The following is an 18455-nucleotide window of genomic DNA, read 5'->3' as shown; positions in this document are numbered from 1 at the left end:
GGCTCGATGAATACAGAATGGGGATGTTCTATTAGGCGAACGAACATTGTTCGTTCTTTGGGGTGGTTATACTTTGATCACACCGAGCGGAGGAAAAAAATAATGACTACATCTGATACCAACTCGATCCAAGAGAAAGTACACACCATTTGCAATGAACTGTATGCCAAAGGGACGAACCCGACGGAAAATGGAAGAATATTTAAAATAAAGGTTGATGATTTTACGCAACTTGCCACAAATCTTCTATGATTAAAAATCATGAGATTCTATTTTTGGGAAAAGACAATTTTCTCAGTATTTTTTAAAAGGAACTATCATGAACAAAAATAGTGTAGAATCGATACCAATGATGACGCTCTGTGAGATTATTAGTAGGGAAGGCACAATTTCATTCAAAGCATTAATATCCTTGTGGAGCACATACTCTGAAGAGGATTTTCCAGGGCTTGATCTCTATGATCTAAGGAAAGAGAACGTTATAACTTGGGATAATGATCGTCCGCGACAAGTCCATGCAGCAACTGTAACTGAAATCCATGCATCAAGTGTAATTAGTTGGTTAGGAGTCTCAGAGCAATCACATCTAGATTTGGGACTCTTTGCCCCATATCGTACGTAGATATTCACCATATGTGTAAATTGGTGGCGGCCTGTTGTCATTATCGCCGCTCACCCATTCAACATAACGGCCAAACACATTATACATTTCAGTTTCGGCTGATGACGCTATGTAAAATCTGCGTTATCCGCAGAGGTTGAGGGCGGTCACTTTTTGTATAGCACAATCCTTGTTTGTTGTAACGAAAATTAAAATTAGATTTATCCAACCTCAGAGATATATAATGTAATAATTGTTTTTAGATTATAATGAAGTCAAATTGAAAGGAAACCGTTTTAAATGAAAAAATGGATGTTATTTTTATTAATCCCAATGCTGGTAATTGAAGCGCTAGGAATTTTAACTAGATTTATTCTAAATATAGATATAGGTGAAATATTTTTAAGGAATGTAATTAATTTCATAGTATACTTTATAGGTGGAACAATAATATATCACCTTTCACCAAACAAAAGTAAAAATTTAGCATATGGTTACGCAACACTATTGACGATATCTTTTTTTTATATTGGTATATCCACTGATGGATATGTATATGAACTAATGGGTGAGACTCTATATCACGAATTTTCAATGATAAAGGAAACTGTAAGATCATTGGCTGTATTTATAGGCATTGCATCAGCCATAAAGACGAATAATAAAGAAAACACAGACTCTGACATGAGTCAGTAAATAATAGATAAATGGACAATGTAAAATGAAATTAAAAAATATTTAGAGTTGGGCATAAGTCGATTTATTCTTAAAAGTAAAAAAGACCTTATTATAAAGGTCTTTTTTGTCACTTCATCAAGTCTCATAAACGCCTTTACAAAATTTTGGACGATTCCGGCTTATAACCCCGTTATGTTTTTTTTAAAAAGGATAAAAATTTGGCTAAAAATATCACAATTGTAGTATTTATGATATTATCTTACATAGGTGTTTTTCTATATGGATTATTAATATGATGCGAATAATCATTTTACTGTTCATCATTGGCATTTCTGGTTGTGTTTCAAAACAGAAATCTACCTCCCTCGATTATAAAATAAATGATACAGTCTTTCACTTGTCCCAATCCTGTATAGAGCGTTTTGTGCCGAAAGAAGAAAATCAAACTATCTTTATTAAGGTTAAAGATAATTCTGATTGTAGTTATCCGTTTGATCATCTTTTGAGAGAAAATATAGGTAAAGCAGTAACTGTTTTCTTTAATGGGAATTTGGTATTTAAAAACACTCGCATAATTACCCCGATAATAACTGGAAATGGATTTTATCAAGCGGTGGAATCTAAGGATATGTTTGATAAGCTAGTCGATAATTTCAATTAGTCTGACACATTGTAAAAAATATATATATGCAATTAACTTGAAGATGCAGGAATTAAAGTTTGTAAGTTATCGGTCATCCGGGTAACTAATTCCTGTCCTTTTTCGGGTAAGGTGACATGAAAAAATGATGAAGGGTTTCACGGAATGTTTTTGCATCCGGGAAATAGACATTGTTTCGTATCTGCTCATTCGTGTACTTCCATATCCGTATCGAATTTATGAGGCGTTCCCACCGGCTTCTTGTAGTTGAACCCCTGACGGTGGAGCCATTTTGTCATCCCGTCCACAGAGAAAGTCACCTGCCAGCGTGCCCAAACCCAAACAACAATTTGTGCGGTCGTGTGCATCAAATTTTCCGTCAGATACGGGACTCACTCTGTTGTTTTCTTAGCAGACAGACGGCTTTCAGAACAGCCATTTTCATGGGAGCGATCTTGGCCTGATAGGAATGAAAAATCAAGCATCTTCAATGACGATGGGGATATAACATAATTTATTTCCTCTGGCGAATGCCATTGATGGGTGGAAATTCCTATATACACTATTCGGCCCTTAAATACCCCATGCTAAGATCGTGGCAGAGACAATCGATGAATGAAGTCCTGAAAGTGAGCTTACTGAAACACCAGTTACCAACCTATGTCAACGATACGCTCGGTAAATAAACATCCCCGCCGCAAGCAGCGGGGTATTTAGATATGAAATCACCCGCTTCGCATCGTTCAATTCTTATTTGTTCGTCGCAAGCGACGGGGAATTAAACTCTGAGAGATTAAAATTTTGGACCGATACTTAAAACTCAGAGCAATGACATGGTGGAAATCGGTGGGAAAATTTTTTCTATCTAAGAGCTAATGCAACGCTGTGCTGATGATGTAGAGGTAAAAATATTAACAGCTGAGCTGGTGGACGGTATTAGTAGGGCAAATTCCAAAATTCTGTATAGATTCAGAAATGCAGGCTTCTTTGGTCGATTATGGAATAGTCTAACCGGAAACATTGACTCGAAGTTGATCGAATTCAATCTTTATTGTCACCGTGTAGAAAAGTTAGTGAAGATGACTCCTCAGATGCTGGAGCAAATTCAATACTCCATTCTTTTGATTAAGGGTTTAAGGGGTCTGTACTGCAAAGATATTGCAGTAATTAACCAATACATTGAGGCCGGTACTGAGTTCTTACATCAATATGAAAACAGTAATGAGAAACAATCAGCTTCTTGCATCCGTCTGGATGATGCCATGTCAGTGCATGATTTTGGACGACAACAATCTGGCAATACACATTATCTTGATACGTTGCTTGAGAATGTGAAGGTTATTAATCAGGGTGAGGCAGGCAGAAAGCTTAATGAAGTAGTTGAGCCAATCCGTCAGATTAGTGAATCAGTGCAACCGTCCGGTTTCCAATTAGCTGTGAGCAAAGTACCTATTGTTGGTCCCCTTATTTCCCAGCTTACTATTATACAGCGCCGGGCGCTTAGTCGGTTTGATCCCGTTAAGGGACAGATCGACATATTAACTAATGGTATCGAGTCAATTTCGACAGGTTATCTGACGGAGAACGTCAAACTTGACGTGATGTACAATGAAGTCATCGTTGATGTACGTCAGCAGGGTATTAACATTGTCGCTTCTATGTTGGCAATTGACACGATTGAAGTCGAACTAAAAAGGCGACAGGATGAATTCAAAAAAGATAAGTCGAACACATTGCTAGCTGTAGAGATAAACGGCATAGAATACCAGCTTTCCGCACTGAAAAAGCGCCATTCAGATATGATCACCAGTCAGCAGAAATCGTATGATGATTTGACTATGCTGCGTATGATCCAGCAGAACAACCTAACCATGATTGATAAATTTCGTTCAATCGAAGAAATGACATTGCCTGCGGCCAAGCGTGGTCATCTGATCGTTGATGCATTGGAAAAACAAAACAGTGGAGTAAAACTAACAGAGGCTATTGATAACACTACTAACGCACTGGCAGTACGTCAGGCTGAGCTGGTGAAAGAAAACTCTACTCGCATTGCCAATGCAGTCCCACCGAGCTGTTTATGACGTTGATACGCTAGATAGAATATCTAAGTTAATGATTGAAACTATCACAGAAGTAAAAGACATTCACAAAAACAGTTCAGGCAATCATCTGATGCTGGAGCGACGAGCAGAGAAATGGCAGGAAGAACGTCGCCAACGACTCATCTCAGGTATGGAAAAATAATCTTCAGCACGACGCCGGTCAAAGCGGCTTAACTACAACAGCCGAATAACATATGCTAAAGAAACGGTTTCAAAATGAAATAATTGAGTCATCCAAAGTAATAAAAAAGATTAAAAGAAAGGTACGCTTTTACCTACTGTCTTCAATGACTTTCTTCGTTCTGGCTGGGGTCATGTATTTCATATCGACACAGTTGGTTTCCGATTACCCAACCTTGGCATCAGTCTCACAACATGCGCCAGTATCAATAGATCTAGTCATAAACAGTACTTCCGATGCTTCATTATCGTTAGTCTCAACAGGGTTTAGCAGCATAACAAATAATATAATTCCTATCAGAAATGTAATGACGGTATTCATATTACTCTGTGTGGTGGGTGTTTTCATAATAAGTCGAAACATCATGATAATGTTTCTTGTTACTGGTGGAGTTTTGGGAATGATGTTTTTAGACAACATTGGTTTCTCTGATACAAAATCAATGAGCAGTGAAGAACGTTCAGTGACGATTGAGCTTGGTGATTACATAAAATCTGGTGATGTGAAGAGGTATCTGGATGGCATAGCAAGATACTCTGAGCGGGTTAACCACATCATGACTAATGCCTATAAAAATAACTCTGTTAGTCAGGGTGATGTCAGAAATCTGCTTGATGTACTCTCTATTAAAGAGGCTCAGCTGCTAAGTGTTGGTCTGGCACAAACTATGGCGAATGCCGAGAATAAAGGCGACAAGGAGTGGGTTGAACACATTTCTGCCTCTGCGGCCTTATCCGGATATGTTTTATTGGCTATAGATAAAGCCGAAAACTCCATGATTAATAGTCGCACAGGTTACGCTATTTTTGATAAAGCGAAGTCTTTTCCTAGCTTTAAATCTACTAATATATACACAGAGATAGTGACGAAGGACATCGATTTACAGGTTAAAATCCAAATTTTTCTGATAAATGCGATGATGATTGTTTCATTTTTAGGCGGGTTGTTTTTTTTGCTTTGGGTCTTCTCATTCAGCAACATGTTCAGGGCTGAACGATGTTTATAGGCGATGTGGAAAAACAATAAAATTCTGTTCATACGCCAATTGTGGGTTCCGCCGAAGAATCCCAAAAAGTGAAGATTCTAAATTTCTTAAAAGTGACATTACTATATTGGTGTTACACAAGTAGTGTACATAAGATAATGTTATGTTAAAAATCCAATTGTTAACGGGGTTTGAGGGCCAACCATACGAAAACGTACGATAAGATAAAAATACATGTCTGAAAAATCGATTAGTAGACAACGTTGTCCATTAAATGCCATCTTTCGATTTAAAAGACACCGTTTTGGACGGTGTTTTTATATGTCAATTATATTTTATATATCAGACAGTTATATCAATAACGTACGTTTTCGTTCCATTGGACTTCAGACCCCACTACCACCTACTGAAGTAGGTGGCGAGATGGTCGCCCTCACCTTAGCAACGGTATATTAACAGCGTGATTATCTTTGATTAGAAACTACCATCATGAACACCATCGGACTCATTGGTATCAATCTCGGCAAGCATTCCTTTCATGCCCATTGTCAGGCCCAATCGGGAAAAGTCCTGCTTTTTACTCAAGTTTGGAATTAGCTTACCGAGGGGAGATGCTGTTATTAAACGCTTATCGTTAGTGCTGGCAGAACACGAACTCCCAGATTATTTGGTTCGATTATTGATGCAATTACACACCCATTATCACTATATTGTTAATAAATAACCGAGTTGGAAGCTGAACTAAAACACATAATTATAACGGATGATACAGCTCAGCGTCTTATGGCCATCCCGGGTGTTGGTCCAATCACTGCCAGCTTACTTTCTTCACAGTTAGGAGATGGCCGACAATATACTAAAAGTCGTGATTTTGCCGCATCAACAGGATTAGTTCCCAAGCAATACAACACGGGAGGAAAAAATACCCTTTGGGTATCAGTAAACGAGAAAATAAGAATCTTCTCAGATTACTGGTGCAGTGTGCTCGAGTATTTATGCTGCAATTGGATAATTATTCAGGCAAACTGGCTCATTGGGTCAGGCAGCAACTTAAACGAAAACATTCCAATGTGGTGACTTGTGCACTGGCAAATAAATTTGCCCGGATTAGCTTGGGCAATCACAACGCAATATACGATATTTGACGCCTGATGTTGCACCATAATTAATACATTTGAACAGTACCCCACTGGTTTTGCGAAGACTGATAATTGATGACATAAACGGCCTATCGGCCTGATGAAAAACCTAAAGGTTAAGATGGCTTATTAAAGCGAGTGGTTTTTTAGTCACATCAGGCTCGGAACTCATCGAGGCGCAGGTATCCTTGCCTATAGTGACGCCGGATAGATTTAAGCAAGCCAAAATTTCATCAAAATGAGTGTTGCAAAAATGCGGATAACCATAGATTTAATCTGTGATATGGAAAAATAAATAGGTTAACAATCAGCGCAGCGCCTTTTTCGTCAAATCCAGTAAATCCCCTACTGTCACAGTAATTAATCTCTCGCGAATACTTATAAAGGATATAAATGTTTTAACAACAGAATAAACATCATCACTGAACTTTTTTGAGCAAGCTAGCCTTTTATTGCGGAGAAATAAATAATTTATTTTTTCATTAATTAGTGAGTGAGATAATAAGATGATGTTTTACATCACCTATTTAACAACGCATTGTCAAACAGATCCTGCAACAATACTATATTTTGGCCGTTAATCTTTCTCACCTTGTTCGCTTCAGGTTTGTAGCGATAGGTGGACTTAATCTCGCCACTTAAGTCTATGAGAGCGTATCTATAACCATTTCCCATGATCTTACTTAGAGTTTCAAGCCGTTTTTGTTTAGCTGACTTCCTGAACATATTTACTCCTGTAATAGATGGCTGGTGGATAAATTTTGGTAAACACCACCTTGCTGTAAGCATTGACTTTACTACAAATCATCATCTTGTTTTCAATGAGATCATAAGAGACTATGAATTGTTGTTTTCGCAATATTCGTTTTGATGAATTTTAAGCTTGAGTAAATCTGATCTACTTTCATATCAGACTCATTGCTCTCCTTACCTTCCGTGTAAAAATATAATAAAGTGCCCCGAAATTCGGGGCCTTTATGAGCGCGAAAAAATAAGAGCTGAGATTTTACCGCTTGTCCGAATCGTCCTCTATTTTCCCCCAAACTTGTGGTTGTTCACTCTGCTGGCGATGCTCTTCGCTACGTTCACGTATCTTTTTGTACTGTGAGTAGATGAAATGCCCACCAAAGGCAACGAGTGCGATGGCAATTAACAAAATATCAGTAGTATCAAACTGGTCCATGAAATCCACCTAAACAACTGTGTGGTTATTGCTCAGTTCGTTGACATTTGACGTTTTTAGGACAACGAAATGGGCGTGTAGTCGAGAGTATATACAAAAAGCCAACCGCCTATAAAACTTAAAAGAGGACAGAACAAGGGATAAAAAACAAAAGTTATTTCGGTTGGTCGCTGCACTACACACTATCGCACAGAGACTGCAATACCACTATATTTTGGCTGTTAATCTTCCTTATCTTGTTCGCCGCAGGCTTATAATGGTAGACGTGCTTGATCTACCACTGAAATCTATGAAAGCGTATCTATAACCATTTCTCATAATTTTACTTAGAATTTCAAACCTATTTTGTTTACCTATTCTGCCCATCACCGCGAACCTAAAACGCCGAAGTGCACTTTTGGGCTGTTTAATTCCAGTACTTTTTTTCCCGGCTACCGCCATGTAGTGGCTTAAGAAGGCCAGATTCGATATTGGTGGCACACTCACCGTCATGATTATGGATGGCTGCATTGTGCTGTTCCCTAATAGTGACGACACACGCACAATTAAGCAATAGTACCAGCGCCAGCAAGACCAACTCAGCGAAATTAAGCGGAGGATGCGAGAAGTGATTGGTGACTACTACAGCAACTAAAGACAGGGAATGAACGGTTCTTAAAAAGAAGAAAGCCGGAAGATTACGGGGATCTTTCCGGCATTTATTTAATTAATTGCTAATGGTGGTGAATAATGATCCATAATATATACATCATTCACGTCACATTCTGGATAAATCCACTTACTCCAATTAGACATTACCCATTCTTTCTTTAAAGCTACTTTATCTATATGTTCGCTCTCGTTGGGTAATTGAATTAATAATAATCCTGCTTTATGTCCTGTAGATACAACAAGTCCATGACGAGAATAGTCATCGGGAATATTCACCACTAAAAGATCCACAAAATATTCATATGGCCAGATAGCAGGGAATCTGAATACACATCCTCTAGATATACTGTCGGATTTATAATCAACAAGTTTTATTATAATTATTTTACCTTTAAATCATGTCCGCCACTTTTATCAAAACTATTAGGGATATCATTTAATTTCATATCTACTTCACCTAAATGGGAGCAACTTTTTCAAATCGTTCATGTTGTGTATCAACAAAATAATAATATTTATTATCCTGATATATTATTCTTCCTTTATTTAATTTTTCGATGTTTTGGCTGTTTTCCAGTTGTTTTCTTTGGCTACATTTTATGCCATTTCTCTTACTACCGGAACTCTTTCTTGTACAGGTAGGCGAACAAGGCTTTTTTCAAACTCAGCAACTGTTTGACCATTAGGTAAAGTAGAGCATTTTATTAGCCCTAAAGGATCAACAAAATTGACCGGGTTATCGACATAGCCATACGGGTTTAGCCCGCTCATCAGCATATTCAACTAAACAAACTTCTTTTGAAGGCTCTCCAATATTCTCATGAGTAACTGTATCAAATAATGTATGTGTATTTGTTGTCATTTAATTTTAACCCATAAATCTAATTTTAAGTTGGTAAAATTGAGAGTGTTTAATGCCTGATATTGGACGCAGGGCTTCCGCATGGGTTGATTATTTGTTAAATAAATATTTCAAAATAGATTCAATATTCAATATTTAAGCCGACGTAACATGATAGGGGCTTAATTTAACGCTCAATAATTAATCATTTAAAGTGAATTGATCAAGATTTTTATGTTGACCAATTGTTTAAATTAACACTTTTGTAACTCATGCGGTTGCCCTGATATTGGACGCCTTTATATTGTCATTTTTGTTTTATAATTGTAATATTTTTTTCTGGTGATTGACGAATCAAAGAGTGTTCCAATTCAGCTACAGGAAATGACCGAAAATGGGTAAAAAAAAGCGGTTACGCGGAGGACATAACCGTTAACCAAGATATAGAGGACCGTCATTTTTTGTGTTGAGACATTATTGTAGTGTGGTGGTAACGTGATGCACCTTCGTCGCAAGAATGACAGTATGCGATTTAAGGGAATACGACACAATTTTTAATGATTTTGGATACTGGTTAAATATCCCCGTGCATTATCTTCATGGCACTCAGTATAGCAGACATTTTTTCGTCCTCAATAGCCTTCAGGAGCTTCTCTTTAAATTCATTGTAAAGTTCGGGTTCATACAACAATCTGAATGAGTCTATATCTATAGTCCCGTATTTATTGGCGAGGTTAGGTGGCCAGATAGAAACCTTATCAGAATCATTATATAATGTGGAAAAATTATCTAACTCATCACGGTTTATTAAACGAATTATCGCGAGTAAGCGTTTTAATGAGTATGGATTGATGAAATGTTTTCCTTCGATAACAAAGAAAACAGATGCAGGTTCATCGTATTTTAGTTCGCTGCCATAGCAAACTATGGAGAAATTCAAATCATCGACATTGAACTCTACTCGGTGTGAAGGGGTGCTTTGAGCAAACTCTTTTATTCTCTGTTTTTCTTTATTATTTTTAAGGATTCCGCGGGTGACGAGGGGGAATAATTTTTGCAATCTTTCCTTGGTGAAAATCAGATCAATGGTTTCTTTTCGGTATTGCGAAAAGTTAAACGCAGCACTTTCTAATGGGCGGGTTAAGTATTCGGCATAGGTGCTGTCGATACACTTATTAACGACTTCTTTTATACTTCTGATAGTTCCATCTAGGTTTTCATCAGACAGATCGAAGCAGCGATAAACATAATGTTTGTTAAAGGTAATGTTTTCACTTAATGATGCTTCGACAAGATCCAGTGATATATCAATGATCACTTTAATATAATCATTGCTCACTGCGTGACGGTGATAAAGATAGGCATGATGACAATAATGTATCATGAACTTTAGTTCAGACAGACTTAAACGCGTAGCCTGAGTGTTGCTTGCGCTGAAGAGTTTTACGTAAATGTCTGAAATACTTTCATCTGGATGTTCCATTAATTCAAAGTAATGTTTTTTTTCACAATCCTCATTGTCTAGGCTCGCTTCCAACACTGTCTGTACATGTTCAGTCAAAGACTTATTTCTCGACTCCGCACGAGCCTTTAAGCTATTCATTAGGCGCTCTGGAAATCGAAATGATGAGGGTACTTTCATACTGATATCCTTTTTGTAATACGTTTTTATGTAGTGTAATACACTGTAGTGAGTGAACAAGATTAAGTCAAGTGATTGACAGGATTCGAACAGCGCAAACGGGTCTAAAAAAAGAAAAATGGGTTTACCCTGATCCGCAGCACTTCGACCTGTGTCCCGCCACCCACGCTTTGTGAAACTCTTCAATGAACCAGCGTTTTTCATAGTAATCCAGAATACGATGAGCATCTTCTTTACATGTTACCGGTTCTGAGGTCAGAATGTGCCAGTTCAGTTTTTTATCGTTATTGGTTTCCTGACAACTCACATAATACGGTTCTGTCGCATTAATGGAGAAGTGACGAGCGGGATGGTCATGATGCCAATAGTTAGATTTTTTATGAAATAAAATAGTTACTCTCAATGAATGTTCCTATCAATTTATCGTGCATCTCTTCTGATTTGGAGTAATCTATGGTTAAAAAATGCAAATTACTTTATGGTTTTTTCGACTGTTTCAGAGAAAATTGACATAGTGTATTATTAATATGGTTATATAATATATGAAAAATATAATTTATATATTAAATTAATTTAGGATTAATATTTATCATTTTCGTAATAAATATTAATGGGTAACATTATGCAAAATATCATATTATAGAAGTTGATTATTGCGTGAAAACAAATATAAGGTAAATATGATAAAAAATATTCTAAAACTAACTATTAGCTTATTGACTTTTAGTATTGCAAATATTATTCATGCAGAAACTGATAAAATGAAATTGGATTCTATTACAAAAGAAGAACCTACTCAACTTAAATCTGAGCTAATCAGTTCTTCAATTGGTAAAAATTGTACCGATAAGAATAATTATTTGGGCTATGTTAGCTCTGTTGCTATCGGGAATGGAGGCTATAATACAACTGGTGATATCCAAAATTGGATAACTATCACGGTTATAGATAAAAATAGAAAAAATAGTGAATGGTATTGGGCACAATATGGGGCAAATACAGATGCAGGTAAAGCGACCCAAACTATTGCAATGTATGCCGCTTCCAGCGGACAAAAAATTATGGCTGAATGTGTTTTAGGAGGTGGTGGAGGGCATTATAATATAAAGTCCTTATGGGTCGGACCAGACGCTTGGTAATTTAGAAATGCCTATCCAAAGCTTGTATTGATAGATGATAGAAATTGAAAATAAATATTTTTTATTTCTATATAAATCACCAATTATAAAAAATATTCCATTTAATAAATTTAAAAAATCAAAGGAAATTAAATGCATGAATTTATTTTTAAACGTCAGAAAATGATATTTATTATAAACATAATACTGTTTATTTCGGCTGTGAAAAGCTACGCTGCATTTGATGCAAATGATCCAATCAATAAACGTGTTTCATTTTTCCTTCAGACAAGCACAGAGCAAACTTTTCCTTATTCTAGTTCGTATAATTACGGTAGTCAGATACGTTATTATATACACAATCAAAATGTTATAGATAGTCAAGGTACTCAAGGTCTATCAGTCCGCTTTTATATATTAAGAAGTGGAGTTCGGGTACGGTCAATTGATATTGCTCTCAACCCACATATCGAAATGGCGGTGAATTATTTTAATGCAATTTTGCGCGACCAAAATTTTAGTATTACACCAGCTCAAAACCGAGAAAATAGCAATTTTATTATAAGACGAATACCAGATGATTTATTTCGTAATACTACGTTTGTACGGGTGTTACCAGCTGGAAGTGAAAATTTAAATTGGCTAAGCACTAATAGACCTTTCAGTAACTACATTACATCTTCTGGAATTTATTTCCGAACAAGCACAGAATATCCAGAAGATCAGCTGTTTGTTCTAAGATATATTTTTGGAGATTATAATGAGGAGGTATTATTAGGCAATCTTGTATATACCATTATTCTTCATGAGTTTGGTCACGCACTAGGTCTTGCTCATCCAGATGATCCTAATATTACAGGCCCAGTTCAAGATGCAGACTATAGCTTTGACAACCTAGAAATAGGAGTAACTTATACAAATGTGCCTCAACCAGCTCTTATGAGGCGGGATCCAAGCGTATATTTACAAAATCTTTATACATACATTAATGCTAATAACACCCGTTCTGATAATGTTATCTTGAGAATGATCGGTTTATCTGATAATGAAAGACGATGGATTCGTGCTATGATTAATTGCAGACGTAATTATCAACTCTCGGAATTACACTCAAATAGCAATTTGAGTGATTTACAATGCAATAATTTTTCTAATGATTTTACTGTTATCTACCCCCTAGCACAAAGTCTAATTCCCATTACAAATATATTGCTAATGGACTCTACACCTAAACCTAAGATTAAAGTATGCGAAGTTGAACTAAATACAACAAAAACTTGGGCTTTAAGCTCATGGTATAGCACCTTCACCACTAATAGTGGATGCCAGCTCAATATTAAATTATTTTGTGATGGAAGTCAGAATAAGTGCTCTCCTTCTACAGGTGACTATTCCTCAGAAAATAAATTCCAAGTAATTATATATGATGATGAAAAAAATTATAAACAAGAGCCTAGTAAACGTGAGCAAAATTCAGAAAAAACCAACATGGCTCCTCGTTCAATAAATTTAGAATCAACCGATAATATGAAGTTTGAAAATAAAGGCAGCGGAATAGCAAAAATATCATATATTACTTCTAGTTGTTATTATGATACAGGACCAAGCTCATTTGAAGTTAAACCAAACTTAGATCGTGCTTTTACCGTGACAACGAAAAATGACTATAATATTGTAATCAGATGGTTGGGTTGTTGGAACTCAGACAAAACAATTAGCTGGAAAATTGAATATACCACATATGAATAAATAATTTAAAAAAGAGGGGAGATAGAATGAAATTATTTTCTATACTCATTTTGTTTTTTGGTATAACTAGCGATATAGCAGTTGCTATACCTAAAGATACTATGAATTTTACAAAAGTTGATCCTATAAGGAAAGTGTATGCTGCGACAGACTGCACTGTCGATAAAGGTTATCTTATTTCTTTATCTATAGGATATAATGGTTATACAAACTGGACAACTTATACAATCAAAGATGATAAAGGTACTCAAGCTTGGTATTGGGGTGCTAATCAAGTTGATTCTTCAGCGGGTAAATCTATGCTTGCAACGGCAATTTATGCTGCATCTAGTGGACAAAAAGTTTTAATTCAATGTGACACTAACAATTATATTAAATCTTTATGGGTTGGTCCTAATTAGGTGTATTTAGCAATGTTAGTTATTTCTTTTCATGAAATAATTAACAGAATTCTAATAGTAAAAGATGAACTCTATTTTAAGAGGCCCGTCATTACTAATGAGATCATTGTCAGTTCAAGAATCACAGAGCCTAGAAATAGAACAGAAAGACTTAAGATAATTTCCATGAATGTGGATGTTGCTCAAGGTTAATTGTATTAGCTCAGATTTTACCTGACACAGCTATGGCACAGAGCTAAATCTAATCTGACAGGTCGCTCTGTGCCAAGAGCGGACACAGTTGTGACTGTATATATAGTTCATGCTACCTCCGCTCGCTTTTGTTATCGTCTCGCTATTACATTAGGTAATTATTATCGTTAAATCAATTGATTACTGCCTAGTTTCCCTGATGGCACGCCTATGTGGCGGAATAATACATATGCGCGATATATCGAAAAAAAAGACTGGACAAATTTCAGGAACTGGTTGATTTTAGAGAATTTTTAATAAAAACTGTGCACTAATTTAAGAAGCTAAACGTGAATGAGTGATACATATATGCTAAATTACAAATCCACCACTGGAGTTAAATTGTGAATTATGTACTTAGTTATTTCTCAAAAGATGAGTTAAATGCGATATCTATATTACTGTCCGCTTGTGGGGTATTGATAAATTTACTTGTTGCCTATAAAGCTATATCAAGTTGGAGAAATGAACTAAAATATAACGATAAAAATCAAGTTATTACATTTATTTTCGATGATGTTAAAAGTTTGCACTCTGATTTTATATCTGTGGTGCCCTACAATCTAAATACCTAAAACAAATGAGTGATGCGGATAATGACCCTATATAACACTTGAGAAATAATGATAAATTTAATGACCCTGAAATTTTAGCGAGAATTGAATCTGATAAGTTAATCCGGATATAAAGGGAATTAAAAAAACCACTGATGATTACTTACAGGCACATGATAGGTATACAATAAAAATTATTTCTCTATCCTCTTATCTTATTCCTCTACGAAGATACTCCCTTAAATAAACTGGTTATCAATAAAATTCCGAATCAATAAATAGCCTGTCAACTGCATCGCAGTCATGTTTTGAATATTTAGATAGTGTGGTTGATGTTACAATAGAACTATATTTTGACGAGGTAAATAAAGTAAACGCTAAGTATGTGGAATTACTTGTTAATATAGATATTTCAAAGGTAAAAATGCTTGGCAAATAGTTTAGCAAGTCACCAAAGCATCGAACACTTCTTGCACTTCTTAGCTCAGTGTTAGAATAATCATCATATTTAGGATCTTATTTTGTGTAATCGCTATTTCCGATAATTTCTGCTTTTGAGCAGATCATAATATTTTTCTGCTGGACTAGGTCCGGTTCACTGAAACCGACTTTAGAATGGTTGTGTATATCTGCCCAGTTATCCGGGCAGATATACACAACCGGAAATGTGGACCTACCGCATCAGTGTCCTACCACGTATTTGGCAAGAAATTAATATTGAATACGTTTTACAGCGCAATGGATAACCCAGTATTTTCCATGTTAGTTGGTCCCCCATCTTGGCGATTGAACCACCTGTAGATGATTTGAGTATTTTGTAGATAAATTGCCCGACTAGTTTCTGGTTATCAGATATACCATGATAATTTATCCATATTCTAATAACCCTGATAATAGTATTTAGCGTATTCAAATTCTTCCTGAAAAACTCGCTGAGTTCTTTCAATTTAGGGCTAAACGCTAAACACGCCATTATTTTTTCATGCCATATTACCCAGAAAAGAATTACCCGGATGACCGATAATTTCCATACTCTAAATCCAAGCATCTTAAAGTTAGTTGCTATAGTAGACATTTTATTCAAACATTGATCTAGCAGTTTTTGATAGTTTTATATTAATAATATCAAAAGGTTATGTGTAATAAGCTATTCCTTATGTACAAACTTTATTGTCCTTTTTGGCTCTTATGTACAAACTTTATTGTATCTGTACAAACTTTATTGTATCTGTACAAACTTTATTGTTCCTGCACAGCACATTACTGTGCATATGTACATGCATGGTCTATACTTAGTTAAATAGGCGTTTAACAAAGTAAGAAAAAATCTGTACTATACTCAGAGTAAAGTCACCCAATTTTTAAATTTTTTGGGGATCTCTCTTCAGACAAACAATGAGGCACATGATGAGCAACGTGATAATAAGTGACAGTGTAACAAATTCATTTAACATCACAGCTTACGCAAAACATCAAATCAACCCTGCCGTGAGTTATCTGCTGAGATTACGCTCAACGAAAAGCCAAAAGACCATGCGATCATGCATTAATTGCATCGTGGCAATATTCGGCCCGGGGGATTTTCTGTCCTTTGATTGGACACGGTTGGATAAAACGATGGTTCAAATTATTATTCAGGGATTACTGAAGCAAAATAAAGCACCGAGAACCATCAATCTCATGTTGTGTGCAGTCAAAGGGATCGCGGAAGAAGCGCGATCAAGTCGCCTCATCGACAGCGAAACGTATCAGGATATCAAGTCCGTAAAACGGGTTTCAGGGAGCCGTGTCAGTAAAGGTAGAATGCTGGAATTACATGAAACTCAAGCAATATTTCAATATTTAGAGCGTATCGATAGTGTGATGTCAATCCGGGATGCGGCCATGTTTGCGGTCATGCTGGGATGTGGATTAAGGCGGGCTGAGATCGCGGGGCTGAAATATGAGGACATGGATTTTGGGTCTTCGCAAATTCTTATTCGCGGTAAAGGGAATAAAGAGCGTAAAAACTATATGTCTGACGAAACCAAGGAACAGGTGCTGAAATGGGTCAATCAGGTACGGGGGGATCACGCCGGTTATCTGTTTAACCGTATAAGACGGCACGGGGATGTTACTGGGGACAGGCTGACTGCGGATGCCATCGGTTTTATTGTCAACCGGGTTTTGAACGCCCTGAATATCAAGAAATTTACGCCACACGATCTGAGAAGAACGTATGCTTCAGCGTTGCTGGACAACGGAGAAGACATGTTCACGGTGAAGGATGCACTGGGCCACGCCAGTGTGACCACAACCCAGCAATATGATAAACGCGGCACAAAACGGCTCAAAGAGGCGGCTAAGAAGTTAACCTTCAAATAAGAAAAAATGATAAAAGTGATGATGAGGTTTTTATCATAATAGCATGAAATAATTGGTGATTTTTACTACGCAGAATTTTTAGCAATAGAGAAACGAAAAATTCTGACCGGATAATGGCTTAAAACGATTAGCGAACTTGGAGTTCTTATGATGGAAAAAAAAAGAAAAAGAAAATGCAGAATTTTTTTTGCAACTCGCTTCAGAGGGCTTTAATGCCGGACTTACATCAAAATCTAAGCAAAAGGAATGCTTGTCCTATCTTAATCGAGCTTATGGAAGTTATAAGCGCGAATTACAACGTATTTTTCTCACTTATCGCAAAGATAGTGGACAGGATGAGTACTATACAGCGCTTTATTACAACGCTATGCCTGCGGATTTGATCCGTTGGCAGGATAAACACTCTCAAAACATTCGTGCTATTTTGTCAGATGAAAAAAGTGAAGAAATTATTTTTCACATTGAAGAATTGCTTGATTTACGTAAAGAAATAGCTGCGGCACCTGTGATTAAACCGATGAAAGAAACCGAGGGGAAGAAAAAACAAATTACGGCTATCAAAGAGCATATCTTTGCAAAAATAGCGCGCCTTAATAAAGTTTATGAGCGCGCGATAAGTTTGTTAGAGATATTTGGTGGGCTAAATGTTCACTGTAATGCCCATTTGGTTACGAATTCGTATGGTACGAAATTTATACGTGTATTTTATTATTTGGATGGAAAATTGACTCCCCTAGATACCATCCTTGCTGCTTATGGGGAGCATAAAAGACGAAAATCATTGAATTAGGGGATGTTTGTAACCCATTATTTTTATTTTATTTTTTGTATTTTTGATACTCTTTAATTAACAGAATAACGAATATACCCAGAGTGAGTCCATAAACATAAGGGGTTTTTTCTTCTGAATCAGCCCCAGCTAGAAATCCATATGAAAGACCAAAGAAGATAACGCCAGTGCAGGCCATATAGACTACGGGGGAAATTTTTCCCATCATATAAGCCAATATGCCACCTAGAACAGCCCCCAAATACCAGCTCCAGTCTAGAAATTGATGGTATCCGCCCAAAGATTGCATTACTACCACGAAGAGTATAGCGATAAATTTAGCTTTTTCTTCTTTGTATAAATAAAGAGTAAATTCTTTCAGGTACATTAATTGATTTCCTTTCTTGCTAAGAAATTTCTAAGCCAATGAGCTTGAAATAAATCACAGTTTCCTTCCTTTATTTTATCGTCTAGTTGTGGCTAATATGCTAACAGAGTTATTAAACAAGGAACAGATGAAAATATTAGGAATAAATAAAAATAACGGCTAGTAAAATATCTAGAAACCGCCTCAGCACCTGTTGATGCTGGTCTAAAGCTATTGACGGCGGCAATCACCATAA

Annotated in this window: 17 protein-coding genes and 3 pseudogenes; 11 read left to right on the top strand and 9 right to left on the bottom strand. The window is 36.4% G+C overall.

Annotated features, from left to right (window positions below):
- Nucleotides 1-901 precede the first annotated feature (901 nt).
- Complete coding sequence (locus AACS92_RS12475; RefSeq protein WP_099108674.1) at nt 902-1297, top strand: hypothetical protein; 396 nt, start codon at nt 902-904, stop codon at nt 1295-1297.
- A gap of 274 nt (nt 1298-1571) precedes the next feature.
- Nucleotides 1572-1940: a hypothetical protein gene (locus tag AACS92_RS12470; protein ID WP_099108673.1), complete on the top strand. Its 369-nt coding sequence runs from the start codon at nt 1572-1574 to the stop codon at nt 1938-1940.
- 185 nt (nt 1941-2125) lie between these two features.
- On the opposite strand, the gene AACS92_RS12465 is transcribed toward AACS92_RS12470, so the two are convergent.
- Entirely contained in the window at nt 2126-2287 is a 162-nt protein-coding gene (locus tag AACS92_RS12465) for a helix-turn-helix domain-containing protein (RefSeq protein ID WP_241537877.1), read from the bottom strand.
- A 507-nt stretch (nt 2288-2794) separates the two neighbouring features.
- On the opposite strand from AACS92_RS12465, the gene AACS92_RS12460 reads away from it, so the two are divergent.
- The 4 genes and pseudogenes from AACS92_RS12460 to AACS92_RS12445 form a co-directional block, all read left to right on the top strand.
- Complete coding sequence (locus tag AACS92_RS12460; RefSeq protein ID WP_099108672.1) at nt 2795-4003, top strand: toxic anion resistance protein; 1209 nt, start codon at nt 2795-2797, stop codon at nt 4001-4003.
- A gap of 31 nt (nt 4004-4034) precedes the next feature.
- Nucleotides 4035-4166 (top strand): hypothetical protein, encoded by a 132-nt coding sequence (locus tag AACS92_RS12455; RefSeq protein WP_255398384.1) that lies wholly within the window; start codon nt 4035-4037, stop codon nt 4164-4166.
- A gap of 439 nt (nt 4167-4605) precedes the next feature.
- Nucleotides 4606-5211 carry a hypothetical protein gene (locus tag AACS92_RS12450; RefSeq protein ID WP_153044744.1) on the top strand — a complete coding sequence of 202 codons (606 nt, stop codon included), beginning with the start codon at nt 4606-4608 and terminating at the stop codon, nt 5209-5211.
- Nucleotides 5212-5764: 553 nt separating this feature from the next.
- A pseudogene (locus tag AACS92_RS12445) lies at nt 5765-6342 on the top strand (IS110 family transposase); the annotation flags it as partial.
- Between the two features lie 993 nt (nt 6343-7335).
- Here the strand turns inward: AACS92_RS12445 and AACS92_RS12440 are convergent.
- The 6 genes and pseudogenes from AACS92_RS12440 to AACS92_RS21935 form a co-directional block, all read right to left on the bottom strand.
- Entirely contained in the window at nt 7336-7512 is a 177-nt protein-coding gene (locus AACS92_RS12440) for a hypothetical protein (protein WP_193756859.1), read from the bottom strand.
- A 406-nt stretch (nt 7513-7918) separates the two neighbouring features.
- On the bottom strand, nt 7919-8083 hold the full coding sequence (locus tag AACS92_RS12435) for a hypothetical protein (RefSeq protein WP_193756858.1): 165 nt from the start codon (nt 8081-8083) through the stop codon (nt 7919-7921).
- A gap of 131 nt (nt 8084-8214) precedes the next feature.
- The gene (gene imm45 / locus AACS92_RS12430; RefSeq protein WP_099108668.1) at nt 8215-8538 is read right to left on the bottom strand and encodes an Imm45 family immunity protein; all 324 of its coding nucleotides are present in this window, start codon (nt 8536-8538) and stop codon (nt 8215-8217) included.
- 222 nt (nt 8539-8760) lie between these two features.
- Nucleotides 8761-8934: a hypothetical protein gene (locus tag AACS92_RS12425; RefSeq protein ID WP_193756857.1), complete on the bottom strand. Its 174-nt coding sequence runs from the start codon at nt 8932-8934 to the stop codon at nt 8761-8763.
- 644 nt (nt 8935-9578) lie between these two features.
- Nucleotides 9579-10646: a hypothetical protein gene (locus tag AACS92_RS12420; protein ID WP_099108666.1), complete on the bottom strand. Its 1068-nt coding sequence runs from the start codon at nt 10644-10646 to the stop codon at nt 9579-9581.
- 163 nt (nt 10647-10809) lie between these two features.
- A pseudogene (locus tag AACS92_RS21935) lies at nt 10810-10956 on the bottom strand (IS4 family transposase); the annotation flags it as partial.
- 343 nt (nt 10957-11299) lie between these two features.
- Here AACS92_RS21935 and AACS92_RS12410 point away from each other — a divergent pair.
- From AACS92_RS12410 to AACS92_RS12400, 3 genes are all read left to right on the top strand, one after another.
- Nucleotides 11300-11785: a hypothetical protein gene (locus tag AACS92_RS12410; protein ID WP_153044742.1), complete on the top strand. Its 486-nt coding sequence runs from the start codon at nt 11300-11302 to the stop codon at nt 11783-11785.
- A 132-nt stretch (nt 11786-11917) separates the two neighbouring features.
- The gene (locus AACS92_RS12405; RefSeq protein ID WP_099108663.1) at nt 11918-13513 is read left to right on the top strand and encodes a hypothetical protein; all 1596 of its coding nucleotides are present in this window, start codon (nt 11918-11920) and stop codon (nt 13511-13513) included.
- Between the two features lie 26 nt (nt 13514-13539).
- Nucleotides 13540-13914: a hypothetical protein gene (locus tag AACS92_RS12400; protein ID WP_099108662.1), complete on the top strand. Its 375-nt coding sequence runs from the start codon at nt 13540-13542 to the stop codon at nt 13912-13914.
- A gap of 1458 nt (nt 13915-15372) precedes the next feature.
- Here AACS92_RS12400 and AACS92_RS12395 read toward each other — a convergent pair.
- A pseudogene (locus AACS92_RS12395) lies at nt 15373-15657 on the bottom strand (group II intron reverse transcriptase/maturase); the annotation flags it as partial.
- Nucleotides 15658-16103: 446 nt separating this feature from the next.
- Here AACS92_RS12395 and AACS92_RS12390 point away from each other — a divergent pair.
- Complete coding sequence (locus AACS92_RS12390) at nt 16104-17063, top strand: tyrosine-type recombinase/integrase (RefSeq protein WP_339373551.1); 960 nt, start codon at nt 16104-16106, stop codon at nt 17061-17063.
- Nucleotides 17064-17250: 187 nt separating this feature from the next.
- Nucleotides 17251-17853 (top strand): hypothetical protein, encoded by a 603-nt coding sequence (locus AACS92_RS12385; protein WP_153044741.1) that lies wholly within the window; start codon nt 17251-17253, stop codon nt 17851-17853.
- A 28-nt stretch (nt 17854-17881) separates the two neighbouring features.
- On the opposite strand, the gene AACS92_RS12380 is transcribed toward AACS92_RS12385, so the two are convergent.
- Nucleotides 17882-18220 carry a hypothetical protein gene (locus AACS92_RS12380; protein ID WP_099108657.1) on the bottom strand — a complete coding sequence of 113 codons (339 nt, stop codon included), beginning with the start codon at nt 18218-18220 and terminating at the stop codon, nt 17882-17884.
- Nucleotides 18221-18455: the final 235 nt, after the last annotated feature.

Source organism: Xenorhabdus sp. KJ12.1 (genome assembly GCF_963876495.1).
Lineage (GTDB): Bacteria > Pseudomonadota > Gammaproteobacteria > Enterobacterales > Enterobacteriaceae > Xenorhabdus > Xenorhabdus stockiae.
The sequence above is the reverse complement of the archived record's forward strand: the minus strand, read 5'-3'. Positions and strand labels throughout refer to the sequence as shown.